The following is a 23762-nucleotide window of genomic DNA, read 5'->3' as shown; positions in this document are numbered from 1 at the left end:
GCCCTTAACCTCGGTCAGGGCTCGCACAAACGGGCAGCCATTATGCAGCTGTCTAACAAGGACACACGCGCCCACCGCCTACGGCGCGCGTTCCGATGTCGGAGTGAGCCTGCCGTGACCGTGGTCAGGGCAGGCTGTCACTTCAGGTCGTCTTCGCGCTGATGATCTTCCCGGTGCCGACTTCGCCATCGGCGGAGATGCCGTTGTCTTTCGACGGGTGGCCGATCAGCCAGACCTGCTCGACGATCGAGAAAATGTTGAACATCGTCCAGTAGAGCGTGAGCCCCGCCGGGAAGTTGCGGAACATGAAGCCGAAGATCAGCGGCATGAGATACAAAAGCATCTTCTGCTTCGGATCGCTGCTGGAGAGTTTCTGCTGCACGAACATGCTGACGGTCATGATGATCGGCAGGATGTAGTATGGATCCTTCTGCGACAGATCGGTGAGCCAGCCGGCAAACGGCGCCCCGCGCAGCTCGATGGTGGTGCGGAAGACCTGGAAGAGGGCATAGAAGATCGGCAACTGCGGCAATAGCGGCAGGCAGCCGGACAGCGGATTGATCCCGGCCTCCTTGTAGAGCTTCATCATCTCCTGGTTCATCCGCGCCGGATCGGATTTGAAGCGCTCCTTGAGCTTCTCCATCTTCGGCGCCAGCGCCTGCATCTTCCGCATCGAGAGGACCTGCTTTTTGGTCAGCGGATGGAAGATCGCCTTGATGATGAGGGCGAAGACGATGATGACCACGCCGTAATTGGAAAAGACCGCGTAGAGCATCTGGAAGAGCCAGAGGAACAGCAGCGAGAAGGGCCGCACGATCCAGCGCCAGCCAAGATCGACCATCTCCTCCAGCCCGAGTTTGTAGGACTTCAGCAGGTCGTAGTCGATCGGGCCGATGTAGACCGAGAAGGTCTGATCGATCGGCTCGCCGGCGCGCAGTTGCGTGCGCACCGAGGCGGAGAAGGCCTTGATCGTGTGACGGACCCCGTCGAAGAAGAAGGGACGCTCCGTCGCCTCGACCCGGAAGGCCTCGCCTTCATGCGAACGCGGGATGGTGGCGCTGACGAAATACTTGGTGCGCACCGCCGCCCAGCGGGTCAATCCGCCGAAATTGGTCACCGGATTTTCGCGATCGACCCCGCCGACCTTCTCGAGATCCTTGTCGCCCATGAGCGCGATGGCGGCGAAGTCGGCGTTGTCCCCCTCGACATCGGGCTCGGTCGGCCAGAGGCCGCCCTGCCAGCCGAAATACAACTCGCGCTCGACACCATCCTTCCACGGCTCGGGAATCGCCAGGCGGGTGGTGAAGTCATACCGATCGGCAAAGAACGTGTAGGCGATGGTCCAGACGGCGCCGGCGGGAGACTGCGCGGTAAACCGCACCGTCGCCGAATCGGCTCCGGAGAGGGTGATCGCATTCTGATCGGCGGTGAAGGCCGACTGCGACAGGTCGATTTGTTCGTTGGCAAAACGGAAACGCGGGCCGATGCCCGCCGCCGCATCGATCGAATCGAGCAGGACCAAGGGCTGGCCGCGGCGTGCCGCGTCGGTGTAGGTGAAGTTCTTCAGCACCAAGTTGACCAGGCGTGCGCCGCGGGTCGAGAAGATGGCATCATACTTGGGCGTCGAGACAACGACAAACTGCTCCGTCCAGCCCTCCGGCACGGCAAATCGCCCGACAATCGCCGTATCGGTAGCACCATAACTTGCTGAATCTATTGATATTGACTTGTCTGTCCCAGCGACCGGCTCGGCAACTAAAGATGAATCGGTGGCTTCCTGCTTCGGCGGGGCGGAAGCCGGGTTGTATCCGATCCACTCCCAGTAGATCGGTAGCAGGAGCACCAAGGCCAGAAGCACGCCAAAGGCGAGGAATGACTTGGAGTCGAATGGCTGGGTTTGCTGACTCATCCTGTTTCCATTCAGTTACTTAACATGCTCCACCGGATCGTAGCCATAGGTGCCGCCCGGCCGGCAGCGGAGGAGCCGTCCGATGGCCATCCGCGTACCACGTTTTGCCCCATGCGCTTGCAATGCTTCAACCGCGTAGGCCGAGCAGGAAGGATAATGACGGCACCCGCCGACCCACAACGGCGCGATCAGCAGTTGATAGGCGCGCACCATGAAGATCAGAATGCCGACCAGCGCGCGCTCGGCCAGCCGGCGGCGGGAAGCGGTCATCTCAGCCGCTCCCGGGCAGATGTCGTTTGACGTCCGCCAACGCCTGATGAACTTGTGACTGCAATGCGGCGAAGGGAAGTTGCGCGGCGCGATCGCTGTTAATGCGCAGGATGATCGGCACCGACGCAGCAGGCCAGGAGGACTTCGCCAGACGCACCGCCTCACGCAGACGGCGCTTGATGCGATTGCGCACCACCGCCGGACCGGCGTCGCGTGAAATGACAAAGGCAAAACGCGGCGTGGCATCGGCCGTTGCCTCGCTCCGCGACGGCCAGATCAGACGAAAAGCATCCCACCGCCGCCGGTGCGACGTGCCATCTTGCATGATCGCACGGATGATGTGGGGGCTTTTCAGCCGAAACTGACGAGGGAAGCGAAACGGGTGGCCGCTGGTGGGGAACGCTGCGTTCAATGGATCGACCATTACTTGCCGGAGGCTTGCACGGTCAAACGCTTGCGGCCCTTGGCGCGACGACGCTTCAAAACCTCGCGACCATCGCGGGTCGACATGCGCTTACGGAACCCGTGGTCGTTGAGCTTCTTCCGATTCGATGGTTGAAATGTCCGCTTCATCTGATCCTTTCATCAAGCAAAGCCAAGATTTGCTAAGATAGGCCTTTTTCCTCACGGATCAAGTCGCAACTGCCGAATCCAATCGGACAATCCAAATGCCTGCGATCGCCCTGAGGCCACATGGATTCGCCTGCTAATCGCAATACACTATCCACTAATGATTTAGCGTGCTACATACACACTAATCAACGACGGCCGATGTCACCACGCGATCGCTGGCATCATAATCGAGAACCAGCGCTTTTTGTGAGCCGATCAGCGCCCCACCCAGTCCCACTTGGTAGTGTCCGCGCACGCGGGATCCATCAGGCGGACCCAATAGAGACTCGATCGCGTCGATCGTAAATCCCATGCCGCGCAGCCGCGCGAGCGCGCGGGTGAAAATCGCACGCCGCGCCGCCCGGTCGTCGCCAAACCAGACGGTCGAATCAAACGGCGCCGAGCCCAGGGTGGGACGGCGATAACTGTAGTTGAGTTCGATCACGCCCCCGACCGGATCATGGCGGAAGACGGCATACAATCGCGACGGGTCGCCGACCGCGGCGCGCGCCTCCCGTGTCGCGCCGGTGTCGGCCGGGCCGAGGTCATACCAGATCTGACGTTCATCGTAATCGGCCGGGCCGATGTAGTGCTCGACATCGGCACGCGGGAATCCGACAAAATTGGTCTGGCCCAGAAGCGAGGAGAGCATCCGTCCGCGGTCGAAACTGTTCGAGCGCAGCCAGCGACTGGTCTCATAGGGCACCGGACGAAACCGCAGCCAGACGCCGAAGGCCGACAGCGCCAGGAGCGCCAGCGCCAGCAGCAGGACCGTGCGCGCCACCCAGTCTTTCTTCAGCGGCACGACATCCGGCCCCGGATGCAGAAGCGAACTGCCGGTGTGTTGCCCCCGCTGGTCGGCGGGATCACGGGAGGGACCGCGTCGCATACGCCTATGATACGCATTGCCGGCCGGAAATCAGCGGCGGCTGTGCATGCGGCCGACGCTTAAATGAAGAACAGGAAGGCGCAGGTCACGATCAACGCATAGGCGCCAAAGATGATGATCTCATACCCCATGATGTCCTTGAAGTCGAGTTTGGCAACCGACAGAAGCGGCAAGGCCCAGAAGGGTTGGATCAGATCGGTGGCCATGTCCCCCCAGGCGTAGGCGACCACGGCCTTGGGCGCCGCCACATGCAGCGTTTTGGCCGCCTCCATGATGTAGGGCGCTTCGATCGCCCACTTCGACCCCCCCGACGGGACGAAGTAATTCACGATCCCCGAGTACCAATAAACGATTGCCGGATAGGTCCGCTCGCTGGCCACCGCGACCAGCGCGTTGGCCAATGTCTCGGTCAACCCGGACGACTTGATGATGCCGTACATGCCGGCATAGAAGGGAAACTGCGCCACAATCCCCCAGAGCAGTTTGCCGCCCTCGGCGGCCGCGCGCAGAAACGAGGCCGTGCTCGGATGCAACAGAATCCCGACAAACAACGCGATGAAGTTGAAGGCGTCGAGCGTCAGCGCCCCGCGGCGGACGACGAAATGCCCGATCACCCACGCCAGCCCGAGCAGCCCGAAGATCGCGTTCATCAAGTAGGAGTGCTCCAGCCGCTCCGACGGCGTCGGCGTCTGCGGACGCGCCGGTGTCCCGAAGTCCTCGAACCCCGCCAGCAGTTGCGGATCGATCGCGACCGTCCTCTCCCGACGGGGGTGCAGCAGCGGCGTAAACACCGTCAGAAACAGAAAGACCACCCCCACCAGGATCAGGTTGAACGGCGAGAAGATGGTCTCGGTGACCGGGATGAGCCCCATCTGCTGTTCTAGAAAGTGCCCCGGGGTGGCGACCAGAAGCGGCGCCGATGCGGACAAGCCAGCGTGCCAGGTGCAGCCCATGCCGAGATAGGCGCAGGCCACCAGCAGACGATAGTCGACATCGCGGCGTTCGGCGGCGATGAACCGCACCATCAACGCCGCGCCGACGATCGACAGTCCCCAATGAAACCAAGAGAGCAGAAGCGAGATCACCGTCATCGCCGCGATCGCCGATTTCGGACCGCGGGGAATCCGCGCCACCATCCGCAAGAGCCGGCGCACCGGCGGGGAGACCGCCACCACGTACCCGGTGAACACCACCAGGCACATCTGCATGCCGAACGACAATAGCGACCAGAAGCCGTCGCCCCAGTAGCCGATGCAGGCGGGCAGCGACGCGCCCGTCAGGGCCATCGCCGCGGCCAGGACAATCAGCGTCAGCAGACAGGCAATGATAAACGAGTTGGGGATCCAGCGGATCGACCAGCGGGTCAATCCTTCGGCGGCGCGCTCCAGAATCGACATGCCGGAAAGATGGCGCCCCCGCGTCGCTTCGCAACCGCCAATCGCCGCGCCGCCGACCGAAAAATCTCGCGGCCGCGTTGGATTCGACCGCGGCGCTGGCGTATCTTGACGGGGCACGTCGGAGCCGAAGGGAGCACGCCATGGAGAATCTCCAACTCACTGATGAGGTGATCGCCGGTCTGACCGACGAACAGATGACCATCCTGCAGGATCTGGGCGAATTGGCGGCCAAGAAACTGAAGGTTTCGCGCGCCATCGACGATTTCACCGCGCAAATCGTCGCCTCGCAGAAGCAGATGGGCTTCCAACCCAAAGCCACTCCCAGCGGCCTGCACGAGGACCCGGAGGTGCTGGCGTTGATCACGATCAAGGAGCGGTATAAACTGGGAAACATCTCCGAGCAGATCCGCCGCACACTCCGCCGCGCCCTCGAGGCGGGCCTGGGGCATCTGGCCGTGATTCAACGGCAGTGCAAAATCTACAACATCGACCCGACCATCCCCGCGCGACGCTTCTATCCCACCGCCGAGGAAAAGACCCAGTAGGACACCATGCTCAAAGTCGGCATCATCGGACACAGCAAGTCGGGCAAGACGACCATCTACAACGCCGTCGCCGGCGCCAACGCCGATGTCGACGCCTACCTCGGGCGCGAGGACGTCCGTCGCATCATGGTCAAGGTCCCCGACGAGCGGCTTGACCGCCTCTTTGCCCTCTTCCAGCCGCCGAAGAAGGTCAGCGCCGAGATCGAATACATCGATTTCCCGGCGCTCACCGGCGACGCCAGTGAAGTGCAGTTGTTGCCGCCGGCGATCCGCGACCTCGACATGCTAGTGGTCGTGCTGCGCGAGTTCGGCGACAAGGCCGATCCGGTGAGGGACTGGCACACAATCGCCGACGAGCTGATCCTCGCCGATCTGGCCGTGGTCGAAAAGCGAACGGCGCGTCTGGCCAAGGAAATCGAGTCGGGACGGATGGACAACAAGCTCGAGTACGATGTGCTGTTGCGCTGCCAGAAGGCGCTCGAGGAGGGGCAGCCGATTCGCATGGTGCCCGTCTCCGCCGCCGAGAACAAGCTCATCCGCGGTTTCGGTTTTGTCTCCGGCATGCCGGTGATGGCGCTGATTAACGCCGGCGACGATGGCTCGGCGAAGACGGCCGAGGAGTGGGCCGCCGCGCTTCAGCTTGGGCCGCACGCGGCGGTGCACATCGTCCGCGGCAAACTCGAAGCCGAGCTCGCCACCCTCGATCCCGCCGACCGCGCCGCTTTCATGTCCGACTATCAACTCTCGGTCTCGGCGCTCAATGGCATGATCGCCGCCTGTTATTCACTGCTGGGCCTCATCACATTCTTCACCGGCGGGTCGGAGAAGGATGTGCACGCCTGGACGGTGCGTCGCGGCGCGACCGCGCCCGAGGCGGCCGGCGTTATCCACTCTGATTTTGAGCAGGGCTTCATTCGCGCCGAAGTGACCCCGGTCGACGATCTGCTCGCGCTCGGCTCGCTGGCCGCGGCGAAGAAGGCCGGGAAGTCGCGCCTGGAAGGCAAGGAGTATGTCGTGGTCGATGGCGACTACATCCTCTTCCGATTCAACGTCTGAGCTTCCGCTGATCGACCCCGATGTCCGGCCCCATCTCCGAGTTCGCCCGTGATCGCCGCGCCGCCCTGGTGGCGCTGGTCGTCTGGGGTGTCCTCATGCTCCTGGCCGGTTCGGCGCCCTATGAGCGCTGGTGGGGAGTCAATCTGCTGGCCTTTGCGGCCCCGGAAATCCGCATCGGCTTCTTCATCCTGCTGCTGGCGGGCATCGCCTTTGTAGCCATCACCCGTCCATCGACCAGCGAACCTCGCGTCCCGTTTGCCGCGGCCTTGTTCCTCACCGCCGCCGGCGCCTGGCTTTTGCGCGCCGAGGAAGCCTTTCTCGGCGATGGCACCCTGCGCGCGATGGATGCGATGAAGGCCGTCCGGGCGTTGCCGTCGGAGATCCTGCCGACCGCGTTGGCCGGCGCCATGGTGCGTTTCCTGCCGCCGTCGTGGGGGCTTGATGGCTACGACGCGTTGCGTTTGGTGTCAGTCATCTCCGCCATCGCCTTCGTTGCGCTTCTGTGGCGGCTGATCCCGCGCGCGCTCGGCGAACAGCAGCGCGGCGTGATTTTCTGGCTGTTGAGTTTCGGCGCGGTGCGTCTGTTCGCCGGCTACATCGAAACCTACACCCCGGCGTTCGTCTTCTTTGTCGCCTGGACATTGGCCGCCTGGGGGTATTGGCATCGTCGCCTCGGCGCCGGATGGGTGATCGCATTCTGGATACTCGCCGTCCTGTCGCATGTGACGGCGGTCCTGCTGATTCCGGCGACTTTGTGGGTCTTGCTGCGCGATGACGCAGGGGCAATCCGCTGGGGACAACGCGCCGCCTGGGCGTTTGCCGCGATCGCGTTGCTGTTCGGCGGCGGAGTGATCGGCGCGTTCTATTGGTTCCAGGTGGAGCTGACCGGAGTCTCCGGCGGGCATTTCTTCATGACCCTGGTCTCCGAACCGCCGCACGAGTATGGGCTGTTTTCCGCCGCGCATCTGCTCGACACACTCAACGCCTGGTTTCTCCTGGCTCCGGCGTTTCTGGTGGTTGGCCCGGCGTGGCTCCTGCGCCATGGCGGCGCGGCGCGGCAGCGCGCGGCGCGTCCATCCACAAGCGCGCTCGGCTTCTGGCTGCTGGCCGCCGGGTTGCCGATCCTGGCCGGATTCGTGATCGATCCGAAACTGGGCTGGGCGCGTGACTGGGACCTCTATGCGCTTCTCTGCGCGCCGGCGCTGACAGGAATCGCGCTGGCATTTAACCGTCTGTCCGGCCCCTTGCGTCACGGCGCCATGGTGATCGCAATCGTCTCGGCGTCGTTGTGGCTGTCATTCTCGGCCGACGGCAACGCCGAACGGCGCCGATTTGAGGCGCTCCTCGAGTTGGATGACTCGCGCTCCGACTACGGCCACGAGATTCTCGCGCAGCATTACCGGCGTGCCGGCGACTACGAGGGCGCGCTGCGTCACTACCGCGCCGCGCTGGCCGTAAGCGAGAACACCCGCTACCGGCTCAACATCGCCGCCGCCTACTACAACCTGCGGCGATACACCGAGGCGATTCACTGGTACACCACCGTGCTCGAGCACGACTCGGTTAATGCCGCCGCCCACTATGGGCTCTCCTTGACATATGGCGACATCGGACAGCATGCCGAGGCGTTGCCGCACGCCGAGGCGGCGGCACGTTTGGATGCCGCCAACCCAACCTACCTCTACCGTTATGGCGCCGCGCTTTTGGCCTCCGGCAAACCCGCCGAGGCGTTGCCGGTTCTGCGTCGCGCCGCGCAACTGAACCCGAACGACGCCGGCATCCTCAACGCCATCGCCGTCTGCGCCTTGGAGTTGAATCAGCAGACGGAAGCCGAGTCCGCCATCACGCTGGCCTTGCGGCTGACCCCCGATGAGCCGGTGGCCTGGCTGAATGCCGCCCGAGTCGCCCTCAATGGGCATAAACTGGCCGACGCGCGTCGCTGCCTGGAGCGGTATGAAGCGCTGACTGCCCCGGGCGATCGCCACCCGGCGGCACAAATGCTGCTTGATTCTCTCAGCCGGATGTCTGACACAGTGCCATGAGGCGGGGGAACCCGACGTCTGCCCGGTTGTTAAACGCACAGACCGGCCAGTCCGACATATAATGTATATGCGGACCCCGCCACGACGGGGACGACGGCCGACGCCTGCGAGGGACAAATCCATGGCCATTATCGCCACCGAAGCACCACCCAAAAATGGCGGCGTGCCCACCGCCGAACTCGATCAACTGCCGATTCTGCCCACCAAGGGCACGGTGGTCTTTCCCGGCATGGTGTCACCGCTTCTGATCACCGAGCAGAAATATGCCCGTCTCATCGACCAGACCCTGATGCGCGGCCGTCTCATCGGCCTGATGGCGCAGCGCAATCCCGATCAGAATGACCCTGATGTCGACGGGCTCTATCGCTTCGGTACGGTCGGTTCGATCCTGAAGATGCTGCGTTTCCCCGACGGTTCGGTGCGCTGCCTGGTGCAGGGGATGACGCGGTTCTCGATCACCGAAGTGGTGCGCGAGTCGCCGTTCATCGTCGCGCGCATCATCACCCATGACGACGACACCAGCCGCGGCGTGCCGATCGAGGCCGCCATGCGCAACACCGTCGAGTTGGTGAAGAAGGCGGTCGATCTGTCGCCCAACCTGTCGGAGGAGTTGCAGGTCACGGCGATGAACACCGAGGAGCCGGGGAAACTCGCCGACTTGATCGCCGCCAACATCAACATCAACACCGCGCAGAAGCAGGAAATCCTCGAGACGCTCGACATCCTGTCCCGCCTCGAGAAGGTCACCGCCCATCTGAACAAGGAGATCGAGGTCCTCGAACTGTCGCGCAAGATCCAGTCGCAGGCCGCCTCCGAGATGGGGAAGATGCAGAAGGAATACATCCTGCGCGAACAATTGAAGGCGATCCAGAAGGAGTTGGGCGAGCAGGACGACCATGCGCGCGATGTCGAGGAGTTCCGTCAGAAGATCATCGACGCGCACATGACCGACCAGGCGCGCGAGGCGGCCGAAAAGGAGCTCGATCGCCTCGAACGCATGAACACCGCCTCGGCCGAGTACACCGTCACCCGCACCTACATCGACTGGCTGGTCTCGCTGCCCTGGGACAAGCGGACCGACGACAACCTCGACATTAAGCACGCGCAGGCGGTGCTCGACGAGGACCATTACGGCCTCGAGAAGGTCAAGGACCGCATCCTCGAATTCCTCGCGGTGCGCAAACTGAAGGACTCGGTGAAAGGCCCGATCCTCTGCTTCGTCGGCCCGCCGGGTGTCGGCAAGACCTCGCTGGGGCGTTCGATCGCCCGCGCCATGGGCCGCAAATTCGAGCGCGTCTCGCTGGGTGGCATGCGCGACGAGGCCGAAATCCGCGGGCACCGGCGCACCTACATCGGCGCGCTCCCCGGACGGATCATCCAGGGTCTGCGACGCGCCGGCTCGAGGAACCCGGTCTTCATGCTCGATGAGATCGATAAGCTGGGCGCCGATTTCCGCGGCGACCCGGCCTCGGCGCTGCTCGAAGTGCTCGATCCGGAACAGAACAACATGTTCTCGGATCACTACCTCGACGTCGGCTTCGATCTGTCGTCGGTGATGTTCATCACCACCGCCAATTTGCTCTACCCGATTCCCTCGGTCCTGCGCGACCGCATGGAAGTCATCGAGATGCCGGGGTACACCGATCTGGAGAAGATTCAGATCGCCAAACGCTACCTGTTGGCGCGCGAGCGCGAGAACCACGGCCTGAAGCCCTCGCACCTGTCGATCACCGACGAGGCGCTGGCGCGCATCCTGCGCGACTACACCCGCGAATCGGGCGTGCGCAATCTCAACCGCGAGATCGCCACGGTCTGCCGCAAGGTGGCGCGCAAGGTGGCCACCGGCAAACGCGGCAAGACCACCGTCCACGGCAAGGATCTGCCCAACTACCTCGGCCCGGTGAAGTACATCCCCGAGTTTGTCTCGCGCACCGGCCAGATCGGGGTGGTCCCGGGGCTGGCCTGGACCTCGGCCGGCGGCGACATCATCTGGGTTGAGGCCACCAAGATGCCCGGCAAGAAGAACCTGACCTACACCGGCCATCTCGGCGAGGTCATGCGCGAGTCGGTGCAGACCGCGTTCTCCTGGGTGCGTTCGAACTACAAGCTGTTAGGCATCGATCCGAAGACGTTCGATGAGTACGACGTCCATGTCCATGTGCCGTCGGCCGCCACCCCCAAGGATGGCCCCTCGGCCGGGATCACCATGGCCACGGCGATCGCATCGATGTTCACCGAACGACCCGTAAAACCCCGACTGTCTATGACCGGTGAGATCACATTAAGGGGGCTGGTCGAGCCGATCGGCGGACTGAAAGAGAAATCGCTGGCGGCCTATCGCGCCGGCATCACCACGGTCCTGATTCCAAAGGACAACGAGAAGGACCTGGTGGAGATACCGTCTGAAGTGAAGGAGAAGGTGACCTTTATCCCGGTGGCCAATGTCGCCGATGTGATGCGTCACGCCTTAGAGCCAGTAAAGCAGAAACCGGCGCCCAAACGAGCGAAGAAGCGCGCCCGCCGTTAGCGCCCCGGCAACCAGCACGTCATTCCCGGTCTCGCGCCACACCCACACCGTCGTCATTCCAGGTCCCGCGCTCTTGGCGGGACCTGGAATCTTTGTTCCCACCCCCATATACCGGACATATTCACTGCCATATCGCCGCTCATTGTGACGACGGCCGCCCGTTTTTCCTCTTGCCGAGTTGCCCGCGCACTCCGAGGTTTCCGCATCACTGGACCCAAACGGCCACAACACGGAGGTGGGCAATGGGAAAGAACTGGTACGGGATCGGGATGGTGCTCCTGGTCCTCGCGTTCATCGAGGTGGTGTTCCTGAACTACCCCAAAAGCCAGACCTACGGCGTCATCGTCGGAATCTGGGGCCTGGCCTGCATGCTGATGGGATTGCGGGCAGAATTGAAAAAGTAGCCAGGACGCCGCTGCTCCTTCGTGATCAAGGCACGCTGCTCTCCCGCTCATGTCATGCCGAGCGCAGCGAGGCATCTGCTGTTGTCTGCGCGTGACAGGCCGCAGATCCTTCGACATGACTCTGGGGGTTGCGACAAGCCGGATGCGTCCTTGAGAGACAACTTATCTACGCCGGAGGCAGCGTCTCTCCCCCAAAAAGTCCAAAGCTCCAATACTCTGGGTATCGAAGAGCCGACGCTCAAGTCATTGCAGCACATCACGCGCACGTTTGACCTCACAGAAGTTTCAAGAGCTGTTGCTTGCCGAGAGCGATTCGTACCTGGAAGTGTCACCGGAAATGTGTTTTAGCTTCCCCTTCGAGGAGTATCCTGCGTCTAAGTTCTACGAGGGACCAATCCGATTTACTAGACACCACTATCTAGGCAGGCCAGCGGAGAAGAATGGTGAAGAAGCGGCTTGTGCGAGAATCCTCGACGAGCTGCCGATCGCAGAATACTGGGTCAGGAACCTGGAGCGTGACAAATATGCGTTCTGGCTCCCAACACCGGCGGGCGAATTCTATCCCGACTTCGTTGCGAAGCTACTCGACGGGAGATGCCTGGCAGTTGAGTACAAGGGAGAGATGCTCCTCGCAACTCCGGATACGAAGCAAAAGCAAACCATCGGAGAGTTGTGGGAGAGCAGAAGCAATGGACGTTGCCTTTTCCGTCTCGTGACGAAGCGTGACATGGGAGCCATTCTCAGAAGCATCACCGAGTGAGCTGAACGGATACTGGGGCGAGAGCCGTACTTGCATTCCCGCCCCAGCGCTGACCTCGACTCAGCTACGCCGCCATCAGGATCTGCTTCCCGTCGACAAAGACGTCACAGACCAAGCGACCGAATTTGTCGGTTGCCCGCGGCTTCTTCAACTCCACGAGCTTGCCTAGGATCATCCCCTCCAGCTTGCGCTTTGATCCTTCGTAGCCTGGCTGCCCTTTTTCCGGGGCGTTGTAATCCGCCAGCCGCACGCCATTGCCCGAGTTGCCATTCGATGACCACTTAGGTGTGACTTCGAACGAGTCCCCATCCCACACATTCGTCACTTTGAACACGTTCACTCCTTTGAGTGAGGTTAGAAGTCTAATGGCCTTGACTCACAGGAGCTGGTCCCTACATTGATAGACAGCAGGGCGTCCCGTCTTTTTGTCCTGCGAGTCGACCGTTTAATTGAATACCGGTTCAGCGGTCCGATTCTCTTGCGGGCAAGATTGCTGCTACAATCTTGCCCGCTCTCATTTTTTGCTCAATTACGCCTCCTTTCCACCCCTTGTCCGAGTTCTGGTTCCGATCGGATTATTGAGATCAATCACGACGAGATCACCGGTACCCTGCAACTTGGCCGCGTAGACCGTGGTCCGGGAAAAATCGATGTCGAAGTACTCTAGGAAAGGCTTTGCGAACACGAAGAAATTCTGCGATTTTTTTGTGATTCTTACAGTTACGCCTGATTCCTCTGTGTTGGAAAACTGGAAACCAACAAGTCTTCTCTCTCGATCATAGTGAAGGCTGCAAAAGTCATAGTTCCTGATCCCAAACTTTTCCACCGCTCCCGTAGTGAAACCAATTTGCCCATTAGACCTAATTGTTATCTTTGGACTAAATGTTGTCCCGAATCGTGTAAACCGCTCAAAACCCATGACAAACCTCGCCTCCACCCCCGTGCCAACCGTAATACAAATCCCGCTGACTCATGTCAAACACTTTTCTGCAGATGTCGCATTTCAGCCTAAGTCGTTGTCCGGCAGAGCATTGTGCGGCACCAAACTGTGCACGATAAGTTGCTGTAAATTCACAAGCGCACTGCAACCAATTTCGCTCCTCGGGTGTCTCAATCCCTGACGGCTGGCACCCAAATCGCCGACCTTATGCCCCATGTCCATGCCCGATCGCGAACAATTTGAGCGCCTCCTGGGACCGGTCCACGAGGCGGCCTTCCGTTTCTGCCTGCGCCTGTGCACGGCACGGGCCGATGCGGAGGATCTCTATCATGATGCGATTCTTGCGGCGTGGAAGGGGCTGGGCGGCCTGAAGGATGCCGGACGTTTCCGTCCGTGGTTTTTCCAGATCATCGTCAACACCTTCCGCAACCGCACACGCCGCCAGCGCTGGTCGAAGCTCCCCTCGTGGGGGCGGCAGTGGCTGCCGTGGACGGGCAATGACGATCCGCCGGAGGCGACGCCCTCGCTGTCGGTCGATCCGCGGGGGCATCTCGACGCGCGGCGCTGGCTGCAAGTCGGGTGGGCGGCCCTCTCGCCCGATGACCGCTCGCTGGTGGTGCTGTTTGAGCTGGAGGGACACACGGTCGCCGAACTGGCGCGCATCTGGAACTGTCCGGAGGGCACGATCAAGTCGCGTCTGTCCCGGGCGCGTGCGAAGATGCGCGACGCCATCATGCAACGGCGCGCGGGGTCCGCTACGGACTCCTCGCGCCAATCCGAGGTGAACTATGGATTGCACCCAGATCCGCAACCGACTGAGTGATCCGGTCGCCTTCCACGCGCTGGATGTGCAGGCGCACATCCGCGTCTGCGCCGACTGCCGCGCCGTCTACGAGGCCGAGTCCGTGCTTCGCGACAGCCTGAGCGCCGAACGCAGACGCGTTCCGGCCTCCGACTACGGCACCGCCGCGCAGTGGATCGACCGTGTCACCGTCAAAGAGAGGAAGATCATGCCGTCTTTCATTACCAGCCCGTTGGGCACACCCGCGCGCCGCTGGGGCGTTGGCCTGGTGGCGGCCGCGCTCGCGTTTTTCGTGCTCATGCCGCTGCCGTATGATCGCACCGTTGGCACGATGCTCAGCATCACCTCCGCTGATCCGGCCATGGCCCGGATCAACACCGCTTCGCTGTCCGAGCGTCTGGCCGAACGCGGCCTGCATGGCGTGAAGGTGGTCGATGAGGTCGCGGGGAGCGCGCACACACTGACCTACTATGTCCCGGGGTCCCCGTCCGATGCGCAGGCCGCCTTCGAGGCGACCCGCGATCTGGTGCCATCCGCGGCCGCCAAAGGCGAAATCCGCTTTGCCGCCTGGACGGTCAGGGAATCGGGGACGCTCCTGGCGCAGATCACCGGCGGCTCCTACGACTTCAATGTCGCCACGGCCGGCAAATCCGACGCCGAGATCGCGCAGGAGATTCGTTCGCAGCTGGAATCGCAGGGCATGCAGATTCAGAACCTGTCGGTCTCCCGCGATGACACCTCGGCCACAATGAACATGACCTTTACGCCCAACGGCACAACCGGCGAAGGCCAGGCGGTGATCCATCAGGTCATCCATGGCGATGAGGCGGCCGCGCCGGCCATCGAGGGCAAGGTCTTCATGCCGCAGGTTGACAAGTCCCTGCCGGTCGAAGAGCAGGTCGAACAGATCAAGGCGCAGTTGGCCGCCAACGGGATCACCAACGTCGACGTGAAGGTGGTCGACGGCAAGATTGTGGTCGAGGCCAGGCAGGAAGACGTGATCCGGCGCTGAGATCGGCACCATCGCACGCAACGCGGCGCGCTTGTTTGCGGACAAGCGCGCCGTTGTCTTCTATACGCGGAGGCCCTGGCCGTCGACAAACAGATGTCGCGCGCGATTCGCGATGCGCTCTGGCACTGCATGGCCTGCCGCCCGTCGAGCAACCATAGGATTCCGACGCCAAATCAGCGACAGGGCGGGTGAAGCGACCCGCGCTCTTCGTTTTGCCCGTCTGGACCCGGTTACGATGATTCCCTGCTCGCGGCGGGAATCGTTTCGGCGATGGTGATGCTGTCAGGCCAATGGTGCGCGTGCCCCTTCATGTCGGCGAGGAGATCGCCGTGACGGCGCCAGCGGTCGAGCAGATCGCCGATGGTCCAGCGACCGAGATCGCCGGCGGCGAAATAACTCGACTCCGACCGTACCCGCACCGCATGCACCGCGCCCAGCGCCAGAAGCGACGACAGATGCCGGCGCACCAGCGACCAGGGAATGCGCAGCCGGTTGGAGATTTCCGCCGAACTTAACCCCTCGGGACGCACCCCTTGGGTTTCCACCAGCAGCCGCGCGATCTCCAACACCGCATGCTCCCAGACATACGGCGCCAGCCGGTCGATCGGGGCTTTTGGCAGGTAGGTGTGTCGATGCTGCCAGGCAAAGCTGAGTTCCACGCCGACAATCAGAATCACCCAGCAGACAAACACCCACAGAAGCAGCAGGGGGATCTGCGCCAGAAGTCCCCAGACCGCGCGGAAGGTCCCGGTGGCGAACTGGAAGTTGAGGTAGAATCCCTGCGCCAGATGCCACAGCAGCCCGGCGGCCACGCCGCCAAGCAGCGCCGCCTGCCAGCGGACCCGTCCCGATGGGACCATGTAGTAAACCAGCGTCAGCAGTCCGACAATCAACGCCACCGGCGCCAGGCGCATGAGGAAGCTCAGTTCATAGAGCCGGTTGTAAAGCAATTCGCCGAAGAGCGTGGCCTGCGGCAGCGACACCATCAGCGCCGAGGCCTGCGTCCTGCCGGCGGCGGCAATGGCCAGAACCAGCGCCGCCACCGTCGGCGCCGCGACAATCAGGAGCGGGTAGAGCGCCAGCGTGCGCCACAGCGGACGATGCTCGCGCGCCACCCAGATGTCATCGACAATCGCCTCGAACTTGATCAACGCGGCAAAGCCGGCGACCACAATCGCGGCGAAGGCGACCAGACCGATCGCGACAAAATCGAGACGCGCCACCGTCTCCACCAGACTCTCGGCCAATTCCGGCGCGGTCACCGCCAGTTTCTCGGCGACAAACTCCAGCGCGGAACGCCCCCATCCCAACGCCTCGGCCAAAGCCAGCATCAACGCGAGCAACGGCACGGCGTAGAGCAGCGAGAAGTAGGTGAGATACCCGGCCCGTTCGAAGACACGGTCGGTGACGATCCCGCGCAGGACAATCAGGAGGCAGCGCCAGATTGATGCAGGCAGTCCGCCCACATCGGGCGACATCTGCCAGGCCCGCGCCTCCACCCTTTCCAGCCAGCGCAGATAGGCGGCGTCGAGGGTCATGGCCACAAATAAACAGGGGCACGGCCGCCCACGCCCCTATGATTTCCCGCCGCGTCGGACGAACATCGTTCCCCCTCTCCCTGTTCAGGCGAGAGGGGACAGGAGCTCTGCCAATGACTATCTCAGGAATGATGACGATCGTGAGCGGCGCTTCGAACGCGGCTCAGATATCCAGATTCCGCACGTACTTGGCGTTCTCCTCGATGAATTTGCGGCGCGGTTCGACCTCGTCGCCCATCAGCATCGTGAAGACATGGTCGGCCTCGGCGGCGTCCTCCAGCGAGACCAGAAGCAGCGTGCGCGTCTCCGGGTCCATCGTGGTCTTCCACAACTGCTCCGGGTTCATCTCGCCCAGACCCTTGTAGCGCTGCACACCGATGCCCTTCTCGCCGCCCATTTCCTTCATCAGGCGATCGCGCTCCTCATCGGAGTAGGCGTAGACTTCCTTCTGCCCCTTCTTGAGACGGAACAGCGGCGGCTGGGCAATGTAGACCCGTCCCTGCTCGACCAGCGACCGCATGTGCCGGAAGAAGAAAGTCAAAAGCAATGTGCGGATGTGCGAGCCGTCGACGTCGGCGTCGGTCATGAGGATGATCTTGCCGTAGCGCGCCTTCGACGAATCGAAGGTCTCGCCGAAGCCGGCGCCGAGCGCGGTGATCATCGTGCGGATTTCCTCGTTGGAGAGGATCTTGTCCTCGCGCGCCTTTTCCACGTTGAGGATCTTGCCCTTGAGCGGCAGGATGGCCTGGAAGCGCCGGTCGCGTCCCTGCTTGGCGTTGCCGCCGGCCGAGTCGCCTTCGACGATGAAGATTTCGCACGATTCCGGGTCGGAGAGGGCGCAGTCGGCCAGCTTGCCCGGCAGCCCGCCCGAGTCGAGCGCCGACTTGCGGCGGGTCAGATCGCGCGCCTTGCGCGCCGCCTCGCGCGCCTGCCCGGCCGAGATCACCTTCTCGACAATGCGCCGCGCGATCGGCGGATTCTCCTCGAAGAACTCCGCCAGCGCCTCGCCCACCGCCGACTCGACAATCCCCTTCACCTCCGAATTGCCCAGCTTGGTCTTGGTCTGCCCCTCGAACTGCGGATCGGCCACCCGCACCGCGATCACCGCGGTCAGCCCCTCGCGGGTGTCCTCGCCCTGGATCGTGAAGCTGACGTTCTTCAGCAGGTTGTTTTTCGATCCGTAGTTGTTGATCGAACGGGTGAGGGCGGTCTTGAAGCCCACCAGGTGCGTCCCGCCCTCGATCGTGTTGATGTTGTTGACGTAGGAGAAGATGTTCTCCTGGTAGGTGTCGTTGTACTGCAGCGCCACCTCGATCTGCACGTTCTCACGGGTGCGTTCGACATAGACCGGCTTTTTAAACAGGGGCGTCTTGTTCTCGTTAAGGTACTCGACAAACGCCGCCAGCCCGCCCTTGTATTCGAAGGTCGCCTTCTTGTCGGCGGCCTCGTCGATCAGATCGATGCGGATGCCGCGGTTGAGGAAGGCCAGCTCGCGCAGACGCGCCGCCAGGACATCGAAGGAAAACTGCGTCTTGGCAAAGATCTCCGGATCGGGCCTGAAGGTGGTTTTCGTTCCGGTCTTCGTCGCCTTGCCGACTTTCTCCACCGGGCCGGTCGGGTCGCCGCGGTGGTACGATTGCCGCCAGATGGCGCCTTCGCGCATCACCTCGACGGTGCACTCGGAGGACAGCGCATTGACCACCGACACACCGACTCCGTGCAGACCGCCGGAGACCTTGTACGACTCATGGTCGAACTTGCCGCCGGCGTGCAGGACGGTCATCACGACTTCGAGCGCCGACTTCTTCTGTGTCGGGTGCATGTCAACCGGAATGCCGCGGCCGTTATCGACCACCTCCACCGCGCCGTCGGATTTCAACGTCACCTTGATGTGATCGCAGAACCCGGCCATCGCCTCGTCGATCGAGTTATCGACCACCTCGTGCACAAGGTGATGCAGCCCGCGCGGGCCGACATCGCCGATGTACATCGCCGGACGCCGGCGCACCGCCTCCAGACCTTTGAGGACGGTGATATCCTTGGCGGCGTAATCGCGGCTGTTGGCTTTCGCCACTTCCAACGCTTCGTCTTCGATCGTCTTGGCCATGGTCGTGTGCAACCTCAGTTGGGCGCGGAATCCTCCGCGCTGTCACTCGTCGATGACGCGCCGGCGGGCAACCCGCCCTGCGTCATTGTCTGAAAAGCCCTGCGACATCCGTCATTTCAAGCCCGCGGCAACTCTACCATCGTCATTCCAAGCCCGCGGCAACTCTACCATCGTCACTCCAAGCCCGCAGCAACCCTACTATCATCATTCCAAGCCCGCGGCTTTTTGCGGGCTTGGAATCTTTGTTTCCCCTCATCCCACCAACATCCCCGTCATTGCGAGGAGGAGTCCGCCGAAGGCGGACGACGACGAAGCAATCTTTGTTTCCCCCCGCCACTCACGGCCCGGTGAACATAATGTCGCTCACCAGCGTCTCCCCATCACCCAGCGCCGTGTTGATCAACTTGCAGATCGCCTGCTTCTGGTAGATCAACTCCTGCCGCCAGGCCGGCTCATCCACAGCGACAAACAACTTCCCGCGCTCCAGCTTGATGACCTGCGTATGCGCGGCGATGTCCGGTCCGACCAGTTCGGGCCAGGCGACAGCGACTCCCGCTTCCTTGATTTTCCGGGCCAGGCCCAGCGTGGCCAAACGGCCACGAATTAACTCGCCGATCGCGGACGGCTTCGACAAGAACTGCCCCCAAGACGCACCCCCGCAAACCCAAGCGGCGGATCGCGCTAAGTCATCAATTTACAAGGAGATTGCAGGATGGGCAATGGGTTTTTCATAGGGAACACCTCCGCAACCCGTTGATCTTCTATTGGTTATGCCGACGCCTGCAGACGCGCTTCCTGTGGGATCACCGCGCTATTCGTGCGCGAAAAAAATGGCTCCCGTGATGCACGGGAGCCGGGCTTTCAGACCCTCGACTGTTGTCTTACTGGGAAGCGAGACAACCGCCGCTTGAGTACATACAGGACATAGTGTAGAATGATTCCTGCCGGAGGTCAATAGGAATTATGAACAGCATGACAGTGGAAACGGTGCTTGGAATCGATTTGGGCCCGGAGTCTCTGGGCTGGGCACTGGTGCAGTCCGATCGAATTGTCGCGGCTGGGGTCCGTGTTTTCGACGCAGGGTTGGAAGACCTCGAAGCCGACGGCAAAGGCATCTCACGCAACGCCGCCAGACGGGAGGCGCGTTCTGTACGGCGACGACTTCAGCGCCTGACGCAGCGCCTTAGTCGACTGGGCGATTTGCTGGCTTCGGCGGGACTTCTCCCGAAGGGGAATTATCGCGATTCGCTCGAACGTCATCAGATTTTGCAGAACCTGGACAAGGAACTTCCGTCCCCTTACGAGCTCCGAGCCCGTGCTCTGTCTGGGCGCCTCGAACCGTACGCGCTCGGACGCGCGCTCTATCATCTCGCGCAACGACGCGGCTTCGTGAGCAATCGCAAATCGAAGCAAAGCGAGGATGAGGCCAAAGGGAAAGTGGCCGAGCACCTCGCAAAACTACGGGAGGAGATGCAGACAGAAGGCGCGCCGACACTGGGAGCGTTGCTGTCACGTTCGGCGATGGCGGCCAGGCGTGTGCGCGGACAGTACCTCGGCCGTGACATGACAACTCAGGAGTTTGACGCCATCTGGGAGAACCAGAAGCGATTTCATGCCGACCTTCTCTCCGACGCGCTCCGTAAGCGCATATACCGCTCCATCTTTTATCAGCGGCCGCTGGCCAGCGTGAAGCACCTGGTCGGTTACTGCGAGCTGGAGCCGAATCGCCGCCGGGCCCCGATGTGCCTGTTCTCGGCGCAGCGATTCCGAATCTGGCAGACGATCAACAATATCCGCCTGCTCGACCACGAGACCGGCGAACTGCGCGCGCTCACAGATTCCGAGCGTCGTCTGCTGGCCGACAAGCTTGAGACCCAGCAGGCCATGAGCTACGGGAAGATTCGAACGACCTTGAAGCTGGGCAAGAACATCGAAATCAACCTCGAACGCGCCAAGCAGGAGAAAATCCCCGGCAACAAGACAAACGCCAAACTCAGAGACATCTTCGGCGCCGAACGCTGGGGCGCCATGCCCGATTCCGAGCGGCAGCAGGTTCTCGAAGACTGGATTTCCATCACCAAAGAGGAGGCGCTGGCCCGGCGGGGAGTCGTCAAATGGCGGCTAAGCGAGGAGGCCGCCCGGCAATTCGGCGCTCTCCGTCTGGATGAGGGATATTCTGCATACTCGCGCCCTGCCCTGGACAAACTGCTGCCTCACCTCGAGGCGGGTTGCACATTGCCGGATGCCAAGCAGAAGGCGGGATACACCGAGGGCGGATCGAGCGATCCCTGGGACAGTCTGCCGCCCCTAGCCGAGTCGGGGCTTCCGGCGTTGCGCAATCCTGTCGTGCAACGCTCCCTCACTGAGTTGCGGCGAGTTGTCAATGCGATCGTAGCCAAGTATGGCAAACCCGACCGCATCCGAATTGAACTGGCTCGCGATGTGCGCCAGACACCCAAACAGCGGGAAGAGACCCACAAGCGGCAGAATAAGAATCGCAAGGCGCGCGAGAAGGCAGCCAAGTGGCTGGAAGAGCAAGGATACGTGCCCAACGGTCGCAACATAGAAAAGTACCTGCTCTGGGAGGAATGCGGGCAGCAGTGTCCCTACACCGGCAAGATGATCAGCGCCGCCGATCTCTTCGGCGTCCAGCCGCAGTTTGACATCGAGCACATCATCCCCCTGCCGCGCTCGCTGGATGATTCGTTCATGAACAAAACGCTCTGCGACGTGCGCGAAAACCGCGAACGGAAGCACAACCGCACGCCATTTGAGGCCTATTCCGGGACCGCCCGGTGGGAGGAGATTTCCCGGCGCGCGGCGAAACTCTCATACGCCAAAGCCCGTCGCTTCCGAATGGACGAGAAGGAAACCGCCCGACTCCTCGACGCCTTCACGGCGCGGCAATTGAACGACACCGGTTGGGCCTCGCGCTGGGCCAAGAAGTACCTCGGGTTGCTTTACGGCGGGCTCAATGATGACGGCATCGACGCCTTCGGGACACGTCGGGTGTTCGCCTCCAGCGGCGGCGTCACGGCGATGTTCCGCCATGAGTGGGGATTGGACTCCATCCTCGGAGACGGCACGAGCAAGTCGCGCGACGACCACCGGCACCACACCGTCGACGCCATCGTCGTGGCGTTGACCGATGACGGCCGCATCAAGGCCCTCGCCGACGCGGCGCGCCGCGGCCTAGAAGTGGGCCGCCGATTCGCCCCGCTGACGCCTCCCTGGGATACCCTCCGCGCCGACGTTGCCAAGACCGTGAGCGCGGTCGTCGTGTCGCATCGCTCATCACGACGGGTGCGGGGTCCTCTGCATGCCGCGACCTTTTACAGCCCGCAGGGCAACGGCGCGGTGCATGTGCGCAAGCCGCTGGCTTCCCTCGACGCCAAGAAAGTCTCCGCCATTGTCGATCCGGCCATCCGGGCGGCGGTTGTGGCCAAACTTGCGGAATTGGGGAAAGAGAGCCCCAAGGATGCATTCAAAGACTATGAGAATCTGCCGCTTGACCCGGCTGGGCGTCCCATCCGTCGTGTGCGCATCGAAGATAAACTGACGGTCTATCCGATTGGCGAGGGCCATCGACTGCGCTGGGCCGAGACCGAGCGGAATCACCACATGGCGATCTATGCATCGATTGAGGACAAGACGTGGAAGTCGGAAATCGTCTCATTGCTCGAGGCGCACCGGCGCAAGCGCGCGGGCGAGCCGATCATCCGAACCGACTATGGCCCGCGGACCGAGTTTCTTTTCACGCTCTCGGGCGGCGAAATGATTGAATTGGACGAACCAGACGGAAAGCGCGCGCTCTATCGCATCCGTACGATTTCAGAGCGTCTGTTCTTTCTCCGAGCCGCCGACGCCCGGCCGAAAAAGAGAGTGAAAGAGGAGGATACCTTCGCCGGCTTGACCGCCAATGCCGATACTCTGCGCAAACGCCACTGCCGCAAAGTCGCCGTTACCCCCTTGGGGGAACTCAAACACGTAAGCGACTAACCGGGCTTGAATGAGCGTCTTAGTTGCCGATAATCCCTATCGGCAATGGACGAGAAGATTATCGACATCGCCGACAAGCAGGTGGCGCTGTCCGCGCGGCTGGACCAGTTGCGCCTCAAGAGCGACGACGGCGAGGTTTCCGTTCCGCTGGAGGAAGTGACCGCCGTTGTCGTCTCGCATCCGGCCGTTCACTACACACACGCCACACTCTCCGGGCTGTGCGCGGCGGGCGCGCCCCTCATCGTCTGCAATGAGAAGCGTCTGCCCGTCGGGATGCTGGTGCCGCTGGTCGGGCACTATGTGCAGGCCGAGCGATTGGCGGCCCAGGCGGAGTCCACCCTGCCCGCGCGGAAGTTCGCCTGGAAGCAGGTTGTCCGCTCAAAGATTCTGTCCCAGGCGCGCTTACTCATGGATCTTGGCGCCGGTAACGCGGGGTTGGTGGCGCTTGCGCGGGGCGTCCGCTCCGGCGATCCGGACAATCTCGAAGCGCAGGCGGCGCGGCGTTATTGGCCGCTGGTCTTCGGGGCTGCCTTCGCCCGGGTGCCCGGCGCCGACGACCCGATCAATCGGCTCCTGAATTACGGGTACGCCATCTTGCGGGCCATTGTCGCCCGGGGACTTTGCGGGGCCGGACTGCATCCTTCGCTGGGCATTCACCATCACAATCGCTACAACCCGTATTGTCTGGCCGACGATCTCATGGAGCCGTTCCGCCCGCTTGTCGACCGGCAGGTGCGCGGGATCCTCGACAGGTGCGGCCCGGAGCCGCCTTTGGACCGCAGCACAAAGGAAACACTGATTGGCGCCCTGTTGAATGGGCGCGTGGTGATCGGCGGCGAGGAAAGGTCGCTGTTTGATGCGACGACGCGGATGTCGGCCTCATTGGCCGGCGTGTTGTCAGGCCAAACCCGCCGGCTCCTCGTGCCCTCCTGGTAGGCGGGCCATCAGGGGTC

20 protein-coding genes are annotated in these 23762 nt (G+C 62.3%); 10 read left to right on the top strand and 10 right to left on the bottom strand.

Going from position 1 to position 23762, the window contains the following annotated elements; all coding sequences use genetic code 11:
* Window positions 1-142 precede the first annotated feature (142 nt).
* From yidC to VNN55_01985, 6 genes are all read right to left on the bottom strand, one after another.
* Window positions 143-1909: a membrane protein insertase YidC gene (yidC, locus tag VNN55_02010; GenBank protein ID HWO56319.1), complete on the bottom strand. Its 1767-nt coding sequence runs from the start codon at window positions 1907-1909 to the stop codon at window positions 143-145.
* Window positions 1910-1924: 15 nt separating this feature from the next.
* Window positions 1925-2179: a membrane protein insertion efficiency factor YidD gene (gene yidD, locus VNN55_02005; GenBank protein ID HWO56318.1), complete on the bottom strand. Its 255-nt coding sequence runs from the start codon at window positions 2177-2179 to the stop codon at window positions 1925-1927.
* A gap of 1 nt (window position 2180) precedes the next feature.
* Window positions 2181-2603, bottom strand: a complete 423-nt coding sequence (gene rnpA / locus VNN55_02000; GenBank protein ID HWO56317.1) for a ribonuclease P protein component — start codon at window positions 2601-2603, stop codon at window positions 2181-2183.
* A complete protein-coding gene (rpmH, locus tag VNN55_01995; protein HWO56316.1) occupies window positions 2603-2752 on the bottom strand; it encodes a 50S ribosomal protein L34 in 150 nt (49 codons plus the stop codon). Before rpmH ends, rnpA begins: the two co-directional genes overlap by 1 nt.
* Before the next feature lie 181 nt (window positions 2753-2933).
* Window positions 2934-3680, bottom strand: coding sequence for a hypothetical protein (locus tag VNN55_01990; GenBank protein HWO56315.1), 747 nt, complete (start codon window positions 3678-3680; stop codon window positions 2934-2936).
* A gap of 59 nt (window positions 3681-3739) precedes the next feature.
* On the bottom strand, window positions 3740-5077 hold the full coding sequence (locus tag VNN55_01985; GenBank protein HWO56314.1) for a TIGR00366 family protein: 1338 nt from the start codon (window positions 5075-5077) through the stop codon (window positions 3740-3742).
* 140 nt (window positions 5078-5217) lie between these two features.
* Here VNN55_01985 and VNN55_01980 point away from each other — a divergent pair, with 140 nt between their 5' ends.
* The 6 genes from VNN55_01980 to VNN55_01955 all read left to right on the top strand — a co-directional run bounded on the left by VNN55_01980 (window position 5218) and on the right by VNN55_01955 (window position 12411).
* On the top strand, window positions 5218-5622 hold the full coding sequence (locus VNN55_01980) for a hypothetical protein (protein HWO56313.1): 405 nt from the start codon (window positions 5218-5220) through the stop codon (window positions 5620-5622).
* Window positions 5623-5628: 6 nt separating this feature from the next.
* Window positions 5629-6678 (top strand): DUF933 domain-containing protein, encoded by a 1050-nt coding sequence (locus VNN55_01975; protein ID HWO56312.1) that lies wholly within the window; start codon window positions 5629-5631, stop codon window positions 6676-6678.
* A gap of 20 nt (window positions 6679-6698) precedes the next feature.
* The gene (locus VNN55_01970; protein HWO56311.1) at window positions 6699-8720 is read left to right on the top strand and encodes a tetratricopeptide repeat protein; all 2022 of its coding nucleotides are present in this window, start codon (window positions 6699-6701) and stop codon (window positions 8718-8720) included.
* Window positions 8721-8841: 121 nt separating this feature from the next.
* Window positions 8842-11247, top strand: a complete 2406-nt coding sequence (gene lon / locus VNN55_01965) for an endopeptidase La (GenBank protein HWO56310.1) — start codon at window positions 8842-8844, stop codon at window positions 11245-11247.
* A 242-nt stretch (window positions 11248-11489) separates the two neighbouring features.
* Window positions 11490-11651 carry a hypothetical protein gene (locus VNN55_01960; protein HWO56309.1) on the top strand — a complete coding sequence of 54 codons (162 nt, stop codon included), beginning with the start codon at window positions 11490-11492 and terminating at the stop codon, window positions 11649-11651.
* Between the two features lie 268 nt (window positions 11652-11919).
* Entirely contained in the window at window positions 11920-12411 is a 492-nt protein-coding gene (locus VNN55_01955; GenBank protein ID HWO56308.1) for a hypothetical protein, read from the top strand.
* A 64-nt stretch (window positions 12412-12475) separates the two neighbouring features.
* Here the strand turns inward: VNN55_01955 and VNN55_01950 are convergent, their stop codons facing one another.
* Entirely contained in the window at window positions 12476-12745 is a 270-nt protein-coding gene (locus VNN55_01950) for a thermonuclease family protein (protein HWO56307.1), read from the bottom strand.
* 820 nt (window positions 12746-13565) lie between these two features.
* Here VNN55_01950 and VNN55_01945 point away from each other — a divergent pair.
* Window positions 13566-14174 carry an RNA polymerase sigma factor gene (locus VNN55_01945; GenBank protein ID HWO56306.1) on the top strand — a complete coding sequence of 203 codons (609 nt, stop codon included), beginning with the start codon at window positions 13566-13568 and terminating at the stop codon, window positions 14172-14174.
* Complete coding sequence (locus VNN55_01940; GenBank protein ID HWO56305.1) at window positions 14140-15165, top strand: hypothetical protein; 1026 nt, start codon at window positions 14140-14142, stop codon at window positions 15163-15165. The genes VNN55_01945 and VNN55_01940 overlap by 35 nt, the downstream gene beginning before the upstream one ends.
* A gap of 230 nt (window positions 15166-15395) precedes the next feature.
* On the opposite strand, the gene VNN55_01935 is transcribed toward VNN55_01940, so the two are convergent.
* From VNN55_01935 to VNN55_01925, 3 genes are all read right to left on the bottom strand, one after another.
* Window positions 15396-16703: a YihY/virulence factor BrkB family protein gene (locus tag VNN55_01935; GenBank protein HWO56304.1), complete on the bottom strand. Its 1308-nt coding sequence runs from the start codon at window positions 16701-16703 to the stop codon at window positions 15396-15398.
* Window positions 16704-16866: 163 nt separating this feature from the next.
* Window positions 16867-18810, bottom strand: a complete 1944-nt coding sequence (gene gyrB, locus VNN55_01930) for a DNA topoisomerase (ATP-hydrolyzing) subunit B (protein ID HWO56303.1) — start codon at window positions 18808-18810, stop codon at window positions 16867-16869.
* 337 nt (window positions 18811-19147) lie between these two features.
* Entirely contained in the window at window positions 19148-19444 is a 297-nt protein-coding gene (locus VNN55_01925) for a DUF721 domain-containing protein (GenBank protein HWO56302.1), read from the bottom strand.
* 329 nt (window positions 19445-19773) lie between these two features.
* Here VNN55_01925 and cas9 point away from each other — a divergent pair, with 329 nt between their 5' ends.
* Both cas9 and cas1 read left to right on the top strand, forming a co-directional pair.
* Window positions 19774-22809 carry a type II CRISPR RNA-guided endonuclease Cas9 gene (cas9, locus tag VNN55_01920; GenBank protein ID HWO56301.1) on the top strand — a complete coding sequence of 1012 codons (3036 nt, stop codon included), beginning with the start codon at window positions 19774-19776 and terminating at the stop codon, window positions 22807-22809.
* Between the two features lie 45 nt (window positions 22810-22854).
* Window positions 22855-23745, top strand: a complete 891-nt coding sequence (gene cas1 / locus VNN55_01915; protein ID HWO56300.1) for a type II CRISPR-associated endonuclease Cas1 — start codon at window positions 22855-22857, stop codon at window positions 23743-23745.
* Window positions 23746-23762: the final 17 nt, after the last annotated feature.

The sequence above is a fragment of the bacterium genome (assembly GCA_035559435.1).
In the GTDB taxonomy this organism is placed as follows: domain Bacteria; phylum Zixibacteria; class MSB-5A5; order WJJR01; family WJJR01; genus JACQFV01.
The sequence above is the reverse complement of the archived record's forward strand: the minus strand, read 5'-3'. Positions and strand labels throughout refer to the sequence as shown.